This window comes from Bradyrhizobium sp. NBAIM08 (assembly GCF_020193935.1).
In the GTDB taxonomy this organism is placed as follows: Bacteria; Pseudomonadota; Alphaproteobacteria; order Rhizobiales; family Xanthobacteraceae; genus Bradyrhizobium; species Bradyrhizobium yuanmingense.
In genome coordinates this window covers 991,739-1,010,354 of the sequence record NZ_JADYVR010000001.1, presented here as the reverse complement: position 1 = coordinate 1,010,354, position 18,616 = coordinate 991,739, and the positions used below count along the sequence as shown (strand labels likewise).

Genomic DNA, 18,616 nt, shown 5'->3' with positions numbered 1-18,616 from the left:
ACGGGATCGCTTCGCGATCACTCCAGCGTCGCCAGCAGCCCCGCCATCAGCCGTCCTCGCTCAGCGAGACTCTCGACTTCGATATACTCTTCGAGCGTGTGGACATTGCCGCCGCGCACACCGAGGCCGTCGAGCGTGGGGATTCCCATCGCGCCGGTGAAGTTGCCGTCCGAGCCGCCGCCGGAGCTTGCATGCGGTAATTCCATGCCGAGAGATTTGGCAATGCCGCGGGCCTTCTCGTACAGCGCCATGGTGCCGGCATTGGGCTCCCAGACCGGCCGCGTCACGCCGCGCGTGACCTTGAAGCTGACGTCGTTGCTGGTGCCGGACAACGCCAGCATCCGCTCGACGCCGCGGTCGAGATCGGCCTGGCGCTTGGCCATGGAGAGCGCCTCGCCCGTCGCCGTGGTAGCAACGCAATTGACCCATTGGCCGCCATGCACGACGCCGACCGAGAAGGTGCAGTCCTCCGTCGTCATGGCGTCGATCGCGAGGATCTGTCGCGCCATCTCGCGGATCGCCGAGCGTCCCGAGGACAGCGTCGCGCCGGCGTGGCTCGGCCGGCCCGTCGCTTCGAGGTTGAAGCGTGCGATGGCGTAACGTCCGGTGGTGACGCCGTTGTCGGCGCGGCCGGGCTCCGGCACCAGCACGTATTTGTTGCGCGCGGCTTCCGCCTCGATGATGTCGCGCGTGGAGGGCGTGCCGACTTCCTCATCCGGCGTGAACAGCACGGTGATCGGCAATGGGGTCGTGAACGAGGCGCGTGCCAGCTGGCGGATGGCTTCCAGCGAGAGGTAGTTGCCGCCCTTCATGTCGTAGATGCCGGGGCCATAGCACTTGTTGCCCTCGCGCCGCCATTTCAGCTTCGCGATGGTGCCGACCGGGTGGACGGTATCCATGTGCCCGGCGATCAGGATGCCGGGCTCGCCCTGCTTCGGATGGGGGAAACGCGCGCGGATGACCCCGCCGAAGCCCTGGCGGCCGGCGATGCGCTCGATCGTCGCACCCATGATCGCCATATCTCGCGCTGCGATATCGAGCATGCGGTCCACGGCACCGGCATCCCAGGTGGGGCTTTCGCATTCGATCCAGCCGCGCAGGCCTTCGAGCATGGCCTCGGAATCAAAGGGAAGATTGGCAGGATTCATCTCAATGTCTCTCAAGCTTGGAAAGATGGAACGCGCATTGCATTGGCGCGGACGGGACAAGCGGAGGGTGTTGTAGAGCCAAACCGATCTTTGTGGAGCCCGTGCGCGCGCCGCAAGGGCTTGCACCGAAACCGGATTGACGCGCTTCACCCTGTCTGCAAGTCTCGAAAGACGAAGGCATTGCATGAGGTTAGTTCGCCCAACGAACGAACCTCATGCTCAACCAATAACCTGCCTTTGAACAGTTTCACGTCAGGAGAACTTTCTATGTTCCACTTCATGCGCCGGGGGCCTCGCGCGTTCGCCTCCACACTTGCGCTGTCGGTCGTCGCGCTTTCGACTGCGCTGGCCTCGCCGGTGCTCGCGGCCGGCAAGACTCTCACGGCGGTGCTGCATTCGGATTTGCGCATCATCGATCCGATCTTCACCACGGCCTACATCACGCGTGACCACGGCTACATGGTTTACGACACGCTGGTGGCCACCGACTCGAATTTCAAGGTCCAGCCGCAGATGGCGGACTGGAAGGTCTCCGACGACAAGCTCACCTACACGTTCACGCTGCGCGACGGCCTGAAGTGGCATGACGGTGCGCCGGTGACGGCGGAGGACTGCGTCGCTTCGCTGAAGCGCTGGGCTGCGGTCGACGGCATGGGACAGAAGCTCATGGACTTCACCGCCAGCATCGAGGCGACCGACCCCAAGACCATCACGCTGAAGCTGAAGGAGCCCTACGGCCTGGTGCTCGACTCCATCGGCAAGCCGTCCTCGCGCGTCGCCTTCATGATGCCGAAGCGCCTTGCGGAGACGCCGCCGGACAAGCAGATCCCCGAGCAGATCGGCTCTGGTCCGTTCAAGTTCGTGCAGGGCGAATTCCAGCCCGGCGTGAAGGCGGTCTACGTCAAGAACACTGACTACGTGCCGCGCAAGGAGCCGGCGAGCTGGACCTCCGGCGGCAAGGTGGTGAAGGTGGACCGCGTCGAGTGGATCACCATGCCGGACTCGCAGACCGCGGTGAACGCGCTGCAGTCGGGCGACATCGATTTCATGGAGAACCTGCCGTTCGACATGCTGCCGGTGCTGGAAGGCAACAAGGAGCTCACCATCGAGGTCCTGAACAAGTTCGGCTTCCAGACGCTCGGCCGGATGAACTTCCTGCATCCGCCGTTCGACAACGTGAAGGTGCGGCGTGCTGCCTTGCTGGCCCTGAACCAGAAGGACGTGCTCGACGCGCTGGTCGGCAACGCCAAATATCAGAAGATCTGCGGCGCGTTCTTCATTTGCGACACGCCGCTCGCAACCGATGCGGGCTCCGAGACCCTGGTCAAGGGGAACGGCATGGCGCAAGCCAAGAAGGCGCTCGCCGAGTCCGGCTATGACGGCACGCCGATCGTGATCATGGCCCCTGGCGACGTCACGACGCTGAAGGCGCAGCCGATCGTTTCGGCCCAGCTGCTGCGCGAGGCCGGCTTCAAGGTCGATCTTCAGGCGACCGACTGGCAGACGGTGGTGAGCCGCCGCGCCAGCCAGAAGCCGCCGAAGGAAGGTGGCTGGAACATGTTCTTCACCAACTGGGTCGCGGCCGACGTGTCCAACCCGATCGCCAATCTCTCGATCGGCGGCCAGGGCAAGAAGGGCTGGTTCGGCTGGGCGGAGGACGCCAAGATCGAGCAGCTCAAGGACGCTTTCGTCCGCGCGGCCTCGGTCGACGATCAGAAGAAGATCGCCGCCGACATCCAGAAGCAGGCCTATGAGCAGGTGATCTACATTCCGCTGGGGCAGTATCTCATCCCGAGCGGCTGGCGCAAATCGCTGACGGGCGTGCTCGACGGCCCCGCGACGCCGGTGTTCTGGAACATCGACAAGAAGGAATAAAGCATGATCCGGAAAAGTGCGAAGCGGTTTTCCGGAAAGATCATGCGCAAACAACAACCTAAAGCGCGATGACGATCATCCGAATCTCATCGCGCTTTACGCGCCGCGCGCCTTGCATGTGAATACGAACGGCGCCGCAGTTTCCTGCGGCGCCGTTTTCTATGAGGCGGTCTGTGATCGCGCTCGTCTAGCAGTGGCTGTCGCGCAGCTGCTCGAGCCCTTCACTCACGAATGCCAAGCTCGAGTCCATTCGTTCATCGGAACGAGGCTGCGAAATCGGCTGTTCGATCTCGGACGCGGGCTGATCCGATCTGTTCTCTTGTTCCATCTCGCCAATCCTCTGAATTGCTGCAGTACAACATCGCGAGGGGCGGGAAGTTCCTAGCTGATCGGGCGATGATGCGGCCTGAACAGCCGCCCTTTCTCCACCACCAGCACGATCGCGAGCGCGGCGAGGGTGGATAGGAAAAAGCCGATCGAGAACGGCAGCAGCGTGCCGTCGAAGCTCTGCCCGATTGCCATGCCGACCACGATCCCGATCAGCGTGGTGATCGAGCCGTACAGCGAGGAGGCGGTGCCGGCGATGTGGCCCTGCGGTTCCATCGCCAGCGCGGTGAAGTTGGCGACCATCATGCCGAACGAGAACATCATCAGGGCCGAGAGCACCATGAACAAGGCGAGCGGCAGCACGCCGAGGCTTTCCGTCAGCAGCATCACGCCGGCCACGGCCGTGTAGAGCGTCAGCGCGCCGTGCGAGATCACGCGCATGCCGAGCCGGCCGACCAGCCTCGCATTGAGGAAGCCGGCGATGGCTGTGCCGGCGGCAATCGCGGCGAAAGCCAGCGGGAAATATTGGCCGAGATGATAGATGCCGGTGAAGACCTGCTGGGCGCAGAAGACATAGGCGAACAGCGCGCCGATGACGCTGCCGGCGGCGGTGGCATAGCCGACGGTCTGGCGATGGGTCAGGGTCTGCCGGAATGCCGAGAGCACGTCGGAGGGCGCCAGCGACCTGCGCTTCGACTCGGGAAGCGTCTCGGGCAGCCGCAGCACGCACCATGCGAGCGCGAGCAGGCCGTAGAGCATCAGCACGACGAAGATGCCGCGCCACGCCGTCACCAGCAGCACCGCCTGTCCGAACGAGGGCGCGACCACGGGCACCGCGATGAAGATCATCATGGCGAGCGACATCACGCTCGCCATGCGGCGGCCGACATAGCAGTCGCGCACGATCGAGGTCGCGATCACGCGCGTCGCCGCGGTGCCGAGCCCCTGGAGCGCACGCGCCAGCAGCAGCGTCTCGAACGAGGGGGCAATGACCGCCAGCACGCTCGCCACCGCATAGACCGCCATGCCGCCGAGCAGCACCGGTCGGCGCCCGAAGCGGTCCGACAGCGGACCCATGACGAACTGACCGGCGCCGAAGCCGATCAGGAAGGTCGACAGCACCAGTTGCAGATGGTTCTCGACGGGAATCTTGAAGGCGGCGCCGATATTGGGCAGCGCCGGCAGCATCATGTCCATCGCGAGCGGGTTCAGCGCCATGATGGACGCGATCACGATGACGAATTCCGGAAAACCCATTGGGCGGTGTCCCGAGGACACCCAACCGTCGGCATTGACGTCGGACAAGAAGCTTACCCCTGCAATCAAGCGAGTTATCTAGCCCCGATGCTGCGTTGCACAACCCATGTTTCGGGATGGCTGGCAGGCGGAGCAGGAGCGGTCAAAAACGGGTGAGGGCCCGCGATGGCCATCCGCCGCGTCGCCGCGCACATCGAAGCGTTTTCCGAAGCCGCGTCGCCGGAGGGCTGGGCCTGCAACCAGGGATTCACCATAAGATCGGGCGCGGCACGCCGGGGAGATGAATCGGCAACCCGTCCTGTCCATTGTGGCTGGACCGGCTGCCGCAACGGCGCCGCGAGAAGCCAAACAGGGTATCGCCCGTGTCCGACATATCAGGTGCAGCACGATGGTTGGCGCCTGCGGCCAAGGCTGCCAGGCGCAACGTCTGGCTTGCCGGCGTGGTCACGCTGACCGCGCTGCTGGTGCTCGGTAATCTCGCCAACGATGCCTCGCTCGACCTGCCCTATGGCTGGGACGTCCGGGTCAATTGCGCGGCGGTCGATGCGCATGCCGACGGGCTCGATCCCTACTTCGTCAAGAACCTGAAGGGCACCACCTATTCTTATCCCTATCTGCCGGTGACGCTGGACGTCTTCCGTCCCCTCTGCGCGGGCGGCGTTCTGCTCGATCATTACCGAAGCATCTTTCTCGTCCTCGCCGTGCTCTGCGCGCTGCTTCTGCCCGGCCTTGGCCGGACGCGTGCCAGCGCGCGCGATGCTGGCTTGAAGGTGCTCTGCGCGCTCGGCGCGTTCGTCGGTTTCGAATTCGTGGTGGCGTCGGGGAATTTTGCGCTGCTGAGCGGAGTGCTGACCGCGATCGCGCTGAAGCTCCTGCTACGCCCGCTCGCATCCGAACAGAATTCGAACTTTTCCTGGCGCATCGCCGGCGCTGCGCTGCTCGGCCTCGTGACCTCGTTCAAGCTGGTGTTCGTCCCGGTGTTGGCGGCGCTCTATTTCCTGCCGCTGCCGCGTGGCCGCAAGCTGGCCTTGATCGCGGTGGCCGCGTTCGCCTTCGCGTTGCCGCTCGCGCTGTCGCGGTTACTCTATCCAGATCTGTTCGCGAGCTGGCTGCTCGCGATCGCAGGACAAATTCCCGGCCAGCATGCCGTCGGTCTCGTGGAGACCAATCCGTCGCTGTTGCTGCTGGCGCGCGACCTCATGGCCCAGGCCGGCTTCGGTGACGGCAAGCCGGCGATGTTGGCGGCCTACGCGTTCGCGGCACTCGCGCTCGTGCTCGTGCCGTTCGCGCTGTCCGTCCTGCGCGCGGCCGCGAGCGGACCGGTGCGCGAAGGGGCATCGCTCCTGACGCAGCTCGATCGCTGGCTGATGGATCACCCGCGCACGGGCATGCGCATCACGGTGCTTGCCATGTTCGCGCTCTATCTCAGCTCGCCGCGTCTGAAGGAATATGCCTTCTTCGAGCTCGCGCTTCTTGCCGCGATCCTCATCGTCGATCTTCCGTCCCTGGCGCTCGCCGCCATCCTCGGCATCGGCCTCGCCTTTCCGGCACTGGTCTCGCTTCTGGGCGCGCCGATCGAGGGCACCTTCATCCTCCTCGTCATCGCGCTGATCTGCTTCTGGATCGTGCTGCTCGATTTCCGCGCAGAGCCCGAGCGCCTCGAGCAAGGGTGATAAAAGCTGGTGGTGCGGGCAGCCGGGGTCGAACCGGCACAGCGCTTGCGCACCGAGGGATTTTAAGTCCCTTGCGTCTACCAATTCCGCCATGCCCGCTTGATCCAACGAGATCAAACACTTAAGTCCGTTCCGGCGGTCTGGAATTGGCGCGTTCGCCGCCGGAGGGACGGTTCTTCCTTAAGCGAGCCGGGGGCACAAGGCAAAGCCTCAATCCGGACATCTGTTGCTGCTTTAGGCATTCTCAATCCACGGGGGCTATTCATCCGGCATGGCTGCTTCGTTTTCCTTTTCGCTGCGCGGCTTTGGCGCGCTGTTCGCGCTGCTTGCGGCTGGCCTCGCGCTGTCCGGCTGCGCCGGCGTGAGCGAGACGATCGCACCGGCCTTTGCCGATCCCGCCAAATACGAATTGTACGATTGCAAGCAGCTCGAGACCGAGCGCAAGGACCTCGCCAAGCGCACCGCCGATCTGCAGAGGCTGATGGAGAAGGCCGAGACCGGGGCCGGCGGCGCCGTCGTGTCCGAACTCGCTTATCGCAACGATTATATCGCCGTGCGCGGGCAGGTCCAATTGGCCGAGGATGCCTGGCGCCGCAACAGATGCCGGGAGACGCCGCCCGAGGCGCCGCCGCCTCCGGCATCGCCCGCGGCCAGCGCCAAATCCGCGTCGAAATCCGGCAAAGCGGCCCACTGAGGCATGCTGCCGGCGGCGCGCCGCATCAGGGCCGCCAGCCGTAGATCCAGTCCTGTCGCGCCAGCATGCGCTCTGGGCCGAGCGCGCGGATCGCAAGATCGCGTGCGAGCGCGAGCGGCCCGCTGAGATGATAGATGCGGCCCTGCTGCCGCGCGGTCCGCTGCACCCGCCGCACCCGCGCCTGGCGGGCACGGCCGTATTGCGTCAGCGCGGCGGCAACCGCTTTGCTGCTCTCGGCGGCCTCCAGGCTCAAATGCCGGGCGAGCACGGCGGCATCCTCGATCGCCATGCCGGCCCCTTGGGCTGCGAACGGCAGCATCGCGTGCACGGCATCGCCGAGCAGCGCCACCGAACCCTTGCTCCAGGGGCAGCCGTCCGGCACGCCGAACAGCGCCCATTTGCGCCAGCTGTCGACCGCGGCGAGCAGCATCCGCGCCGCCGGCGGCCAGCGCGGGCCGGCAAAGGCGTCCATCACCTCGCTGATATCGCCGGGCGTGCTCCAGCCCGGCCGGTTCCAGGTGCCCGGCAGCACCGCGACCACGTTGATCTGGCGCCCGCCCGCAATGGGATAGGCGACCAGATGGGCGTTCGGCCCCATCCAGAGCTGCACCCGGCGCGCGGTATAGTCCTTCGGCAATTGCGTGGCATCGAGCGTGCCGCGCCAGGCGATCAGGCCGGAAAAGCGCGGCTGCACCTCGGGAAACAGATGCTGGCGCACCGTCGACCAGATGCCGTCGGCGCCGATCAGCGCGCTGGCGAGATCGCTGCGGCGGATCGTGCCGCTGCGATGGACCACGGTCAGGCCCTTGGCGTGAGGCGCGACGTCCTCGAAGGTCGCGCCCAGCTTCAGGTCGATGTCGGGATGGTCGGCGACGGCGCCGGCGAGGGCCGCTTGCAGGTCGGCACGGTGCACCACCCAATAGGGCGCTCCGGCGCGAAGCGAGGCGGCTTCGCCGAGCGGCATGCGCAGCAGCTCGCCGCCGGCGCGCGCGCTCATGATCGAGAGCGCTTCCGGGGTGACGGCGCGCAGCTTGAGGCGTTCGGTGAGGCCGAGCTCGACCAGCACGCGGCTGGCATTGGGCGAGAGCTGCAGGCCGGCGCCGACCTCCTCGAGGCGTTCGGCCTTCTCCAGCACGACGATGCGGAAGCCGCGGGCGGCGAGCGCGAGCGCGGCCGTCAGGCCACCGATGCCGGCACCGGCGACGACGATCGTTCGGGAGAGCGCCACCCCTTAACCGATGGACGCGGTCAGGCCACCTTGTCCTTCAGCACACATTCCGGCGGGCGGGCTTCGCCCGGCTTCAGGTCGGCCGCGAAGCGGTACAGCGTCGAGCAATAGGGGCAGATGATCTCGTTGTCGTTGCCGAGGTCGAGGAAGACGTGCGGATGGTCGAACGGAGGATTGGCGCCCACGCACATGAACTCTTGCGAGCCGATCTCGATGACGGGGACACCGGCATCGTTATGGAAGTGCGGGACGACATGGTCGGACATCGAAGTTCATCCTGGAGTGGCAATGGCGGCAGACACAATCACGAACTGACGCGGCATCTTTGAGGCGCTGCGGACCATACTGGCGGGTACAGGTGATTGCTAGTCCAGCGGAACCGAAAAGCTTCGCAAGCGCCCCATGCTCATTTGCTCATGCAAATTCGACACAATCTTGCGCCCCTAGAGAAGCCCTTCTTTCGTCGGGGACGTTGTGTCGCAATTTTGGCATACTATCTCTGTGGTTGCGTGAAACCGGGACGAAAGACGTAGTGTTCCGCGCAAGCGATCTCAGGGCATCCGGGCTTTTCCACATGAAGTGGCTGCGAATCAGTACGGCGTTGGCGGGAATGGCCGTGTGCGGCTTCGTGCTCGCGCAGGTGGCGCCGCATGCCCGCGAGGCCGGCGCGATCCTGGCTGCCCAGGACGATCCGGTCGCGCTCTCCGAGCTGAAGCTCGATGCACTGCTCCGGCACAACGACCGTCTGGTTCAGGACAATATCGAGGCCGCGCTCGCCGCCGGCGATGCCGATCTCGCCGACAGTTTCGTCACGCTGGCGCGCGAGCGCAACATCGCGCTTCCCGACGACCTCTTGAGCCGCGTCGCTGATGCCGTGAAAGCGGAGAATTCCACCGCGCATTTCGCCAAGCGCTTCGCCACGGGTCTCGTCACCGGCAACGCGGACGATGTCGCCAGCTTGTCCGGGACCGTGGCCGGCGATCTCTTCGTGTTCGGCGACATCAGGGACGTGGTGCGCGAAGGCAAGCACCTCGCCATGGGCGAGGACACCGACCGCCTCGTGCTCTCCCTTGCGGCGGCCGGCCTTGCGGTGACGGCGGCAACCTATGTCTCCGTCGGCGGTGCCGCGCCGGTGCGCGCAGGACTGACGCTGGTGAAGGATGCGCGCAAGCTCGGTCGGCTCGGCGAGGGGCTCGCCGCATGGGCCGGCCGGTCCGCGCGCGAGGTGGTCGACGCGCCGATGCTGCGGAACGCGGTGGCATCGGGCTCGGTGCTGCGCCCTGGCCAGACCGTGAGCGCGATCAAGGCCGCGTTCCGGGCCGAGAAGGCCGGTGCGCTGGTCCGGCTCGGCAAGGACGTCACGCGCGTCGCCGGAAAGACCGGCACGCGCGGGGCGATGGATACGCTCCGCATCGCCGAGGGTCCCAAGGACGTCGCGCGCGCCGTGCGGCTTGCGGAAGCGCAAGGCGGCAAGACGCGCGCGATCATCAAGCTGCTCGGCCGCGGCGCGCTGCTGCTCGTCGGCGGCGCGTTCGATCTGGCGATGTGGCTGTTTGGCGCGGTCGTGACGCTGTTCGGCCTGCTCTCCTCCATCAAGGCGACGACCGAGCGCCTGACCCAGGCCTGGTGCGATCGCAGGCGGGCGCGGCGGCTGCGCCGCGCGCAGATGGCGGCCGACGCTGCTTTGGCTAACGCGGCCGCGACGGCCTGAGGCCGCGATCCGCTTCGGGCTATTGTTTGAGCATGATGTTGCCGGAAAACCGCTGCACACTTTGCCGGATCGTGCTCTAAGATCGAGCTGTCCCCCACAAGATCCCACGGAACTGCTGATGCCGAGCTTTCACAACGGCGCCGTTGAAATTGCCTATCTCGACGAAGGCGAGGGCGATCCGATCATCCTGGTGCACGGCTTTGCCTCCAGCAAGAACGTGAACTGGGTCTATCCGACCTGGGTGTCGGAGCTGCGCAAGAACGGACGCCGCGTCATCGCGCTCGACAATCGCGGCCATGGCGAGAGCGCAAAGCTCTACGAGCCCGCGCAATATTCTATACCCGTAATGGCCGGCGACGTGCTCGCACTGATGGATCACCTCGCCATCCCGCAGGCCGACATCATGGGCTATTCGATGGGCGGGCGGATGACGGCCTGGCTCTCCCTCAACGAGCCGCAGCGCCTGCGCTCGGCGATCCTCGGCGGCATCGGCATCGGCGGCCTGATCGAGGGCAGCGGCCCCGGCGAGAACGTCGCCAAGGCGCTGGAGGCGCCCGCGCTCGACGACGTCACCGATCCCGTCGGCCGCACCTTCCGCGCCTTTGCCGATCAGACCCGCTCCGACCGCCGCGCGCTCGCCGCGTGCCTGCGCGGCACGCGCGATCTCATGACGAGGCAAGAGGCCGCGCGCATCGAGGTGCCCGTGCTGATCGCAGTTGGCAGCGCCGACGATGTCGCAGGAAGTGCCAGCGCGCTCGGCGCGATCATACCGGGTTCCGAAGTGCTCGATATTCCCAATCGCGACCACATGCGTGCAGTCGGCGACAAGGTTTACAAGACCGGCGTGCTCGATTTCCTGTCACGCCGCGGCTGAGGCGACATTGCATGGCCTATCGGGTACGTGGCGCATCGCCGCGCTCCGCCTGGCCAAAGGTCATCACCCAATCGCGCTGCTCATCCGTGTCCGGCACGATCAAGCCCCGCGAAGCTCCAATCAGCTCAAGAGCTTCCTTCGCTTGGATTCCGGAACAGATCAGTGCGCAAGCTGCAATTACCGAAGATCGGCCGATCCCCGCGCGACAATGGATCGCCATAGAACGACCATCTCGCAAGCCGCTGGCTAACAAGCGAGCGATCTGCGATGCCTCCGGTCGCGATTCTGGCAATCCCCGATCCGGAATCGGAAAAGAGATGAAGTCGATTCCGTTAGAACGACAAACCTCGTCTTCACGCTGTAACCCAAGCTCTGAAACCTCCTCGCGCTCGAGAAGGCTCACTACCAGATCGACTCGGGCGTCCTTCCACTCAATGACTTCCATCTCCAACCACTCGTCGGCGCGAGGACGCGCCATAATCGCTATTCGTCCAGCCGCTTGAATCTCGATCCAATGTAATCGGGACATCTCAAACCCTTGGTTGATGCAAGACGGGATCGCATAATCCACACCTCACCGGCAGCCGCCGCCTGGAGCTCATTTTCCTGGCGACCGAATGTCGGTGACGACCGCTGCTTCACACCGCCTTGTCGCTGAACGCGGCGGGAAGCGTGTTGAGGAACGATATGACGCGCTGTGTGCGCAGGGGCGGGCGGCGGCCGGAGGTGCGGAGCATCCAAAGGGGTTCCCCAGGCGCGCGCCAGGGCGCAAGCACCTCGACCAGCCGGCCGGCGCGAAGGTCTTCGCCAACCAGCCACGCTGGCCCCCAGCCGATCCCAAACCCATTCGCGATCAGAGCCAGCGAAGCGTGCGCGTCGTCGCAAATGTGCTTGGGCTTGGGCGTGACGCGAATGGGTCCTTTGCCGCGCGGATCGGCGAAGCGCCATGTCAGGATCTGACCGCTCGCGGGATTGCGGAAGCCGACGTGCTCGTGCGCGGAAAGCTCGAAGGGAGTGGCCGGCGCGCCGCGCGCTTTCAGATAGGCAGGCGAGGCGCAAGCGATCCAGGAGAAGGTGCAAAGCCGCCGTGCCTGATGACCGGGCGCGCGATCGAGCGACCCTGTGCGGATCGCGATGTCGACGCCTTCCGCCGCGAGATCGAGAATCTCGTTGCGGAATTTGACCTCGATCTCGATTTCCGGCCGTTCCCTGAGGAACGCGGGCAGTCGCGGCAGGATGCAGGCGCGCGCGAACGAGGCGGGGGCGGTCACGCGCACCCGTCCGCCATCGTCGCGCGCGACTTCGCCGAGCGCGGATTGGACACGGGCGAGGCTTTCGGCCAACGCGCGTCCCGCCGACATCAGCCGGTCGCCCTCTGCGGTCAGCGCCAACGAATGGGTGGAGCGATGCAAAAGTCGCAATCCGTGAGCCTGTTCGAAGCGGGCGACCGCCTTGGACATCGCCGATGTGGTCGTCCCCGCCCGCCGCGCGGCTTCGGCGAAGGAGCCTGCCTCGACGACGCGGACGAAGGCGAGGAGGCGCGAAAGGTCGGGAGGCAAAGTCGTTGTGGACATGAAGTCCACATAGCCATGGCCAGACGGTCACTACAAGACCCATTCGAGAACGGCTAATCGGGGAGTATCAGCACGCATTCTGCGGCGCTGGAAACGCGGGACGTCCGATGAACCCTATCGAAATTACGCTGCAAGCCCTCGACGCCGCCGAGCGGGCGATTCCATCCGGCCAGCCGGTTTATATGCTCAATCTGCTGCGCTACCGCGCGCAGGCGCGTTACGAGGACGGCTTTGACGCCGCGCCCTGCTCGGGCCGTGAAGCCTTTCATGAGCGCTACAGGCCGGCATTCCGGCGCCTTGCGGCCGGCAAGCCGATCGCGCCGATGTTTTCCGGGCCGATCCTCGCGAGCCTCGTCGGCTCGCCAAGCGAACGCTGGGACGAAGCGGCGCTCAATGAGTACGGTGACTTTGCCACCTTCCGCTCGATCGTCGACACCGAGACTTACAGGCGCGAAGTGGCGCCCCACCGGCACGCGGCGCTTGAGGATTTCCGGCTGTTCGCGCTCGCCAAGGCGATGTGAAACTATGGCGACAAGTGCCAGGCGCCGTCGCTCAACGGCGTCACCGATCTCGGGCCCTATTGTTTCGGTGCTCTGATTTCCCGGACGGTGATTTCGGCCAGAGCGACAGCGTCAGTCACGCCGCGCATGTGAATGTCGATCATCCTCTTGGCGAGAAGATCACAGATCGGATCGCTTCGATCCACCAGGTCGAGCTTGCGCAAGGCATGGTTGAAGGCGAGTTCAAGAACATGTTCCTGTTCGCGGGTGAGATCGACATTCGCAATCAGCCGTAGAATCGGCATGACGCTGCTCCCTGTTGGAGTAGGGCGGGAGCACAACCGGTCTCTCTGTCACCGATTGAAGCCACGGACCGGGCGGTGATGGAACACACTGTTCCTCAACGGCTTGGCAGTCAATGCCGTCAGAGTGCCAAGCAAGCGATATTGCAACTTAATCAGCAGGGCTGCGCTTTTGAGCTTCGAGGTAGTCGGCGCGCAAACGGTATTCTTCGGCGATCTCTAGCAGCGCAGCCTTGGTGCGCCCGTCAGCCGACAGTGCTGCTTGCTCGCGGGCGGCATGTTCGAGGCGGCGGAATTCTCGGTCCATGCGAACAGCCTACGTGACCGAGACGGCTGCCGCATTAAACTGTGCAAATGTGTACACATCGTCCACTCCCTCAGGAGATTGGGAGCGATGAGGCTTCACCCCGATCTCATCCTGCTTTGCCGTCCTCGCCCAGCCGCCGCCCCACGGCCAGCAGCACCACGAACGTCGCGACCCACACCATGCGCGCGCCGTAGCGGTCGTGGGGCCCTGAGATCACGCCGCAGATGAAGGCGTTGCCGAGCAGCGCCAGCGTCACCGTCCCAGCCAGCAGCGTCAGATCGTCCAGCCGGCGCCTTGCCAGCGCATGGCCGAGCAGCGCGAGCAGCGCCAGCATCGAGGCCAGCGCGACCGGGACATGCAGCCAGTTCACGACATCGAAATTGACACCCCAGTTCTGCTGCCGCGCCGCGCGCATGGCTGCGGCCTGCGCGGGGATGTAGCGCTCGATGATGCCGCGGGTGTGCGGGATCCAGCCGTTGGTGCCTTCGCCGGTCGCCACGTGCAGCAATTGCTGTCCCATCGCGCGAAGCGCCGCGCCGGCCTGCCAGCTCGGATAATCCTTCAGCGACTGCACGACGATGGTGCCCATCTCCTCATTCATGCCTGCGAAACGGCCGAGCGTGTTGAACACGCTCTTGCCCCACAGGAATTCGTCGGCGCTCGCCGGCAGCTCGTTGCGGTAGGGACAAAGCTTGTAACGTTCGCGCGGGCAACGGTCGTTGAGATATTGCGCGACGATGCCGTCCTGCATCATGCGGCCGAAGGCGACGCCGTAGCCGCCGGGCGTCCAGGCCAGCTTGCCGGACAGCGCATAATTCGCCGACACCAGCATCAAGCCGCCCGCGACGATGGTGAGGCTCGCCTGCAGTAGTCCGGCCAGCGGCAGGCGCGCGCCCAGAAACGGCCGCGCCATCCAGCCCGCGGCGCACAGTCCGAGCAGCACGCCGAGCGTGGCGCTGTGGGTCGCCGCGGCAAAGGCGGTGAAGACAAACAGCGAGATCTTCTCGATCGCCGAGGTGCGGTTTGCGCCGACCACCAGGAGGAACAGCGACAGCACCGCGAGCCCGGCAAAGATGTCGGTGAGCAGCATGCTCGCAAGCCAGGGCAGCGCGGTCGACAGCATCAGGGAGAGGCTGATTGCGACGAAGCGGAAGGTCTGCATCAAACTCAACACGCGAAGAGTGAGCTGCAGCAGCCATAGCGTCGCCAGCGACTGGGCGGCGAGGTTGATCCAGAAGCCGAAACCCTCGCCATAGTGCAAATAGAGGCCGAACACCGTGGAGCGGCTGGGGACGAGATAGCCCTCGTACCAGCGCGCGAGATAGCCGCCGGTATCCCATTGCAACAGCGGATAGCCGTTCCAGACCGCCGGCGCGATCATCAGGAGGGGCAGGGCCATTGCGGCCAGCCGCAGCCAAAAAGAGCCCGCGGCGCGCGCGCGCAGTTGATCGGTGGTGATGGTCAAATCGGCTCTGCCCCCGCTCGGATCATGCCCGCAATAACGGTTGGAGGCGAATTCACCAATAGTTTGACGCCGCCCGGCTTGAATTTGGCGAAACTCTGACCACCTTGAGCCGACCTTGCCGCTCGGGGCGTCAGAAGAAAGTCTTGTTTATCAATGGTTTGGCTTGATCTCCGAGGCAGGGCACTGTTCACTCTCAGGCAAGCCCGTCAGGACTTTGTCGCCTAGACTGTGCTATAGAGCCAACAAAATCAGCCAATTCGAAAGAGCAGATCCCATGGCAGTGCATCAGGTCAATCCGGGAGGAAAGCTCGCATCGCTCGATCCGATCTGGGACCGGATCCGCAGCGAAGCGGAGGACATCGTCCGCCGCGAGCCGGAGCTTGCGACCTTCATCTATTCGGCGGTGCTGCATCACGGCCGGCTGGAGGATTCGGTGGTCCACCGCGTCGCCGACCGGCTCGATCATTCCGCGCTGTCGGGCGACCTCGTGCGCCAGGCCTATATCGAGGCGCTGCGCGACGACCCCGATCTCGGCAACGCCTTCCGCGCCGACCTCGTTGCCGTTTACGACCGCGATCCCGCGACCTCGCGCTTCATCGATCCCTTGCTCTACTTCAAGGGCTTTCATGCCATCCAGACCCATCGCCTCGCGCACTGGCTCTATCTGAGGGGCCGCAAGGATTTCGCCTATTACCTTCAGAGCCGATCCTCGGCGGTGTTCCAGACCGACATCAATCCCGCCGCGCGCATCGGCCGCGGCATCTTCCTCGACCACGCCACCGGCTTCGTCTGCGGCGAGACGGCTGTGATCGAGGACGACGTCTCGATCCTGCACGGCGTCACGCTCGGCGGTACCGGCAAGGAGAACGAGGATCGTCACCCCAAGATCCGCCACGGTGTGCTGATCGGCGCCGGCGCGAAAATTCTCGGCAACATCGAGATCGGCCATTGCGCGCGCATCGCCGCCGGTTCGGTCGTCGTCAAGCCGGTGCCGCACAACGTCACGGTTGCAGGCGTTCCGGCCAAGATCGTCGGCGAAGCCGGCTGCGCCGAGCCGTCGCGCACCATGGATCAGATGATCAACGCCATGGGGCTCTGATAGGGCTCTTGATGCAGCGAAGGGCCGGATTTTCCGGCCCTTTTCGTCCTCAAATTCTTTGACAATTCGTGCTGGCGGTTCGCCGCATCTCGTCCTAAAACCCGCCGACCATTTTCGATCGGAGACTTGCCGTGGACGTCAAAGAAGTCAGAAAGTTGGATGCGTATCTGAAGCGCGTATTCGGCAATCCCAAGATCCGCGTCGTGCCGCGGCCGAAGAAGGACGATTCCGCCGAAGTCTATATCGGCGAGGAATTCATCGGTGTGCTCTTCGTCGACGACGAGGACGATGATCGCTCGTTCCAGTTCCAGATGGCGATACTCGAGGACGATTTGGTGGATCAGGAATAATTGTTGTCATGCCGTCGTCGCGAGCGAAGCCGAGTCTTCGCTCCCGCGCGGCGCTCTCGTGTCCCGGACGCACTGCAACGCTCCATAAGCGCGTTTACGCGCGTCTTTCGACTCGCTATGGCGTTGCAGTGCAGAGCCGGGACCCAGAAGCCACACACCCCATCTCTCCAGCATGGCCCCCAACTCAGCAGCGCACGGTCGAAGCAGCTGCGCTGCGTCCAGGGCACGCATTGAGATCGAGGCGCGCTCTCTCAACACCCGTCATTGCGAGCGAAGCGAAGCAATCCAGGAAATTTTCCGCGGAAGGATTCTGGGCTTTACGTGCTCAATTGCAGATTTCGGCGTTACCAGCACCGATGTTGTTGGTCCTTCCAATTCCTGTCCCCGCCTCAAGTCGGCAGCCCGGCCGGACTGGACGACAGCCCGCGCTGCTGCAATAGATTTGTCCCGTGGCCTGAGGCTTCGAGGGCGTGGCCTCAACCTTCTTGCGCTCGTCGTCCCGCGATTTACCGACTTCGCGCGTTGCCACAGGCTTTTTGTCGGGCATCTTCTCGCATTCATTGTCGTCATTGATGCGATAGCCCGTGCGGCAGGTGATCTTCACGCAGGTATCGCCGTCCGCCTTGAAGCCGTAATTGCACACCAGCGGGCAGACCCGGCCCGGCTTGGCTTTGATCGCATCGAGCGCCTCGAAGCTCGCGAATTTGGCGTCGAACTTCGTGCCGGCATATTTGTTGAAGAGGCTGAGCGAACGCTGGGAGGTCGCATTCCAGTCGCCGTCCGCATTGCTCGCGAGGCATCCGACGCGGCGCAGTTCTGAGTGCACGAGTTTGGCCGTCTCCTGCGGCGACAGACTCGGCGCCGATTGAGCAGGGGCCAAGGCCGCGACCTTCTGCTCAGCGTCACGCTGAGCCTTCTCTTTGGCGGCTAGCTCAGCCGCTGCCTTTTCGCTGGCGATCTTTTCGGCCAGCGCCTTCTCGGCAGCCTGCTTGTCGGCCAGCGCCTTGGCGGCTGCTTCTGCATCTTTCCTGCGCTGCTCGGCGGCGGCCGCCTTGGCCTCTTCGATCTGCTTGGCCTTCTCCGCGGCGATCCGAGCGTCTTCGGCAGCCTTGGCCGCTGCAGCGGCTTTCTCCTGCTCGGCCTTCTTGGCCCGTTCGGCGGCAAGCTTTGCCTTCTCCTCCTCCGCCGCCCGCGCCTTCTCGGCCGCTGCAGCGCGGGCGTCTTCGGCGGAGATCCGGTTGAGTTGAGCCTTGGCGAGGTCGGTATAGAAGCCGCTCGGATAACGATTGAGGAATGCGGTCCAGACGTCGCGCGTGCCGAGCTGGAGCGCCAATTCATAGTCGCGCCGGATGTCGCTATCAGGGTTGGCTTGAGGCCCGGTCGCGGCCGGCTTGGCCGGAACCAGGGCCACGTCGTCACCGCCGAGCGAGCCGTACACAAATGGCTCCTGCTTATAGCCGGTATTCTTGAGCACGTCGTCGCGCACGAAGCCGAACGCCTTGCGCAGATCGAGCCCGGGCGTTGGCAGGCGTTCGACGAGAGCCGCCGCGAACGGGCTGTTCTTGGAGTCGCCATCGGACGCCGTCGAGCCTGCTTTCGCGGCGAAGGCAATCATAGTGTTTGGGCTGGTCGGCTCGACCTTGGCAAGGCCGCGGCCGATCGCGCGGGACGCGACCGTCCGCTTCATCGTCTTGGCGAAAGGATTGTCCCGGCAGGCATCCAGAATGACGAGCCGCAGTTGCTTGGCCGGCTCGACGGCAAAGAGTGCGCGGTCGAGTGCGACGGTCTCGTCCAGCACGTCGCCGTCCGTTTCGAGTGCGGCATCAGTGGGGATCAAATAGTTGGTTCCGTCCAGCTCGATGCCGTGTCCCGCATAGTAGATGACGGCGACGTCGGCATCGCGCGTCCGGCCCGCAAATTCGCGCAACGACCTGCGCATGTCGGCGGCGCTGAGGTCGAGCTTGATGTCGATGGTGTCGAACCCGGCCTTCCTGAACATGCCGCCGACCAGGGCGGCATCGTTCGCGGGGTTCGTCAGCCGCGCCACGTTCTTGTAGGCCGAGTTGCCCATGACGAGCGCGACGCGCTTCTCGGCCAGCGCCGGTCCGACCCACATCGCAAAAATCAACAAAACAAACAGCCGAAGCCGCATTCCAGCCCCCGAATGCAATAGCGTCAGATTATTCGCAGGATGGCCAAACGCAATCTATGATCAGTGACATTAGTCACACA

General features: G+C 64.7%; 18 protein-coding genes and 1 tRNA gene. 8 read left to right on the top strand and 11 right to left on the bottom strand.

Annotation, left to right across the window (positions count from 1 at the left end; genetic code table 11):
* Window positions 1-17: 17 nt before the first annotated feature.
* Window positions 18-1,148, bottom strand: a complete 1,131-nt coding sequence (locus tag I6F37_RS04960; RefSeq protein WP_225150490.1) for a M20/M25/M40 family metallo-hydrolase — start codon at window positions 1,146-1,148, stop codon at window positions 18-20.
* Between the two features lie 267 nt (window positions 1,149-1,415).
* Here I6F37_RS04960 and I6F37_RS04955 point away from each other — a divergent pair, with 267 nt between their 5' ends.
* Window positions 1,416-3,023, top strand: coding sequence for an ABC transporter substrate-binding protein (locus tag I6F37_RS04955; RefSeq protein ID WP_036015319.1), 1,608 nt, complete (start codon window positions 1,416-1,418; stop codon window positions 3,021-3,023).
* A gap of 381 nt (window positions 3,024-3,404) precedes the next feature.
* Here I6F37_RS04955 and I6F37_RS04950 read toward each other — a convergent pair whose 3' ends face one another.
* Window positions 3,405-4,655 (bottom strand): multidrug effflux MFS transporter, encoded by a 1,251-nt coding sequence (locus I6F37_RS04950; protein ID WP_225124820.1) that lies wholly within the window; start codon window positions 4,653-4,655, stop codon window positions 3,405-3,407.
* 314 nt (window positions 4,656-4,969) lie between these two features.
* Here I6F37_RS04950 and I6F37_RS04945 point away from each other — a divergent pair, with 314 nt between their 5' ends.
* Window positions 4,970-6,280 (top strand): hypothetical protein, encoded by a 1,311-nt coding sequence (locus tag I6F37_RS04945; protein WP_225132673.1) that lies wholly within the window; start codon window positions 4,970-4,972, stop codon window positions 6,278-6,280.
* Between the two features lie 10 nt (window positions 6,281-6,290).
* On the opposite strand, the gene I6F37_RS04940 is transcribed toward I6F37_RS04945, so the two are convergent.
* Window positions 6,291-6,379: transfer RNA gene (locus I6F37_RS04940), tRNA-Leu, on the bottom strand.
* Window positions 6,380-6,551: 172 nt separating this feature from the next.
* Between I6F37_RS04940 and I6F37_RS04935 the strand changes: the two genes are divergently transcribed.
* Window positions 6,552-6,974 (top strand): hypothetical protein, encoded by a 423-nt coding sequence (locus I6F37_RS04935; RefSeq protein ID WP_036045885.1) that lies wholly within the window; start codon window positions 6,552-6,554, stop codon window positions 6,972-6,974.
* A 25-nt stretch (window positions 6,975-6,999) separates the two neighbouring features.
* On the opposite strand, the gene I6F37_RS04930 is transcribed toward I6F37_RS04935, so the two are convergent.
* Both I6F37_RS04930 and I6F37_RS04925 read right to left on the bottom strand, forming a co-directional pair.
* Window positions 7,000-8,202 (bottom strand): FAD-dependent monooxygenase, encoded by a 1,203-nt coding sequence (locus I6F37_RS04930; RefSeq protein ID WP_225150489.1) that lies wholly within the window; start codon window positions 8,200-8,202, stop codon window positions 7,000-7,002.
* A gap of 20 nt (window positions 8,203-8,222) precedes the next feature.
* Entirely contained in the window at window positions 8,223-8,468 is a 246-nt protein-coding gene (locus I6F37_RS04925) for a zinc-finger domain-containing protein (RefSeq protein ID WP_008562814.1), read from the bottom strand.
* A gap of 308 nt (window positions 8,469-8,776) precedes the next feature.
* Between I6F37_RS04925 and I6F37_RS04920 the strand changes: the two genes are divergently transcribed.
* On the top strand, window positions 8,777-9,913 hold the full coding sequence (locus I6F37_RS04920) for a hypothetical protein (RefSeq protein ID WP_225150487.1): 1,137 nt from the start codon (window positions 8,777-8,779) through the stop codon (window positions 9,911-9,913).
* Window positions 9,914-10,031: 118 nt separating this feature from the next.
* Entirely contained in the window at window positions 10,032-10,787 is a 756-nt protein-coding gene (locus I6F37_RS04915) for an alpha/beta fold hydrolase (RefSeq protein WP_036015305.1), read from the top strand.
* A gap of 16 nt (window positions 10,788-10,803) precedes the next feature.
* Here I6F37_RS04915 and I6F37_RS04910 read toward each other — a convergent pair whose 3' ends face one another.
* Together I6F37_RS04910 and I6F37_RS04905 are read right to left on the bottom strand one after the other, a co-directional pair.
* Entirely contained in the window at window positions 10,804-11,358 is a 555-nt protein-coding gene (locus I6F37_RS04910) for a protein-tyrosine phosphatase family protein (RefSeq protein WP_141697681.1), read from the bottom strand.
* Between the two features lie 67 nt (window positions 11,359-11,425).
* The gene (locus I6F37_RS04905) at window positions 11,426-12,361 is read right to left on the bottom strand and encodes a LysR family transcriptional regulator (protein WP_225150486.1); all 936 of its coding nucleotides are present in this window, start codon (window positions 12,359-12,361) and stop codon (window positions 11,426-11,428) included.
* A gap of 182 nt (window positions 12,362-12,543) precedes the next feature.
* On the opposite strand from I6F37_RS04905, the gene I6F37_RS04900 reads away from it, so the two are divergent.
* Window positions 12,544-12,882 (top strand): hypothetical protein, encoded by a 339-nt coding sequence (locus tag I6F37_RS04900; RefSeq protein WP_225142679.1) that lies wholly within the window; start codon window positions 12,544-12,546, stop codon window positions 12,880-12,882.
* Window positions 12,883-12,938: 56 nt separating this feature from the next.
* Here the strand turns inward: I6F37_RS04900 and I6F37_RS04895 are convergent, their stop codons facing one another.
* The 3 genes from I6F37_RS04895 to I6F37_RS04885 form a co-directional block, all read right to left on the bottom strand.
* On the bottom strand, window positions 12,939-13,166 hold the full coding sequence (locus I6F37_RS04895) for a hypothetical protein (RefSeq protein WP_146207712.1): 228 nt from the start codon (window positions 13,164-13,166) through the stop codon (window positions 12,939-12,941).
* 148 nt (window positions 13,167-13,314) lie between these two features.
* Window positions 13,315-13,470: a hypothetical protein gene (locus I6F37_RS04890; protein WP_156447197.1), complete on the bottom strand. Its 156-nt coding sequence runs from the start codon at window positions 13,468-13,470 to the stop codon at window positions 13,315-13,317.
* Window positions 13,471-13,576: 106 nt separating this feature from the next.
* The gene (locus tag I6F37_RS04885; protein WP_225150485.1) at window positions 13,577-14,935 is read right to left on the bottom strand and encodes a hypothetical protein; all 1,359 of its coding nucleotides are present in this window, start codon (window positions 14,933-14,935) and stop codon (window positions 13,577-13,579) included.
* A 274-nt stretch (window positions 14,936-15,209) separates the two neighbouring features.
* Between I6F37_RS04885 and cysE the strand changes: the two genes are divergently transcribed.
* Window positions 15,210-16,034, top strand: a complete 825-nt coding sequence (cysE, locus tag I6F37_RS04880; protein WP_036015299.1) for a serine O-acetyltransferase — start codon at window positions 15,210-15,212, stop codon at window positions 16,032-16,034.
* Window positions 16,035-16,165: 131 nt separating this feature from the next.
* Window positions 16,166-16,384: a DUF3126 family protein gene (locus I6F37_RS04875; protein WP_007602550.1), complete on the top strand. Its 219-nt coding sequence runs from the start codon at window positions 16,166-16,168 to the stop codon at window positions 16,382-16,384.
* Between the two features lie 325 nt (window positions 16,385-16,709).
* Here I6F37_RS04875 and I6F37_RS04870 read toward each other — a convergent pair whose 3' ends face one another.
* Window positions 16,710-18,536: a caspase family protein gene (locus I6F37_RS04870; protein ID WP_225150484.1), complete on the bottom strand. Its 1,827-nt coding sequence runs from the start codon at window positions 18,534-18,536 to the stop codon at window positions 16,710-16,712.
* Window positions 18,537-18,616 lie beyond the last annotated feature (80 nt).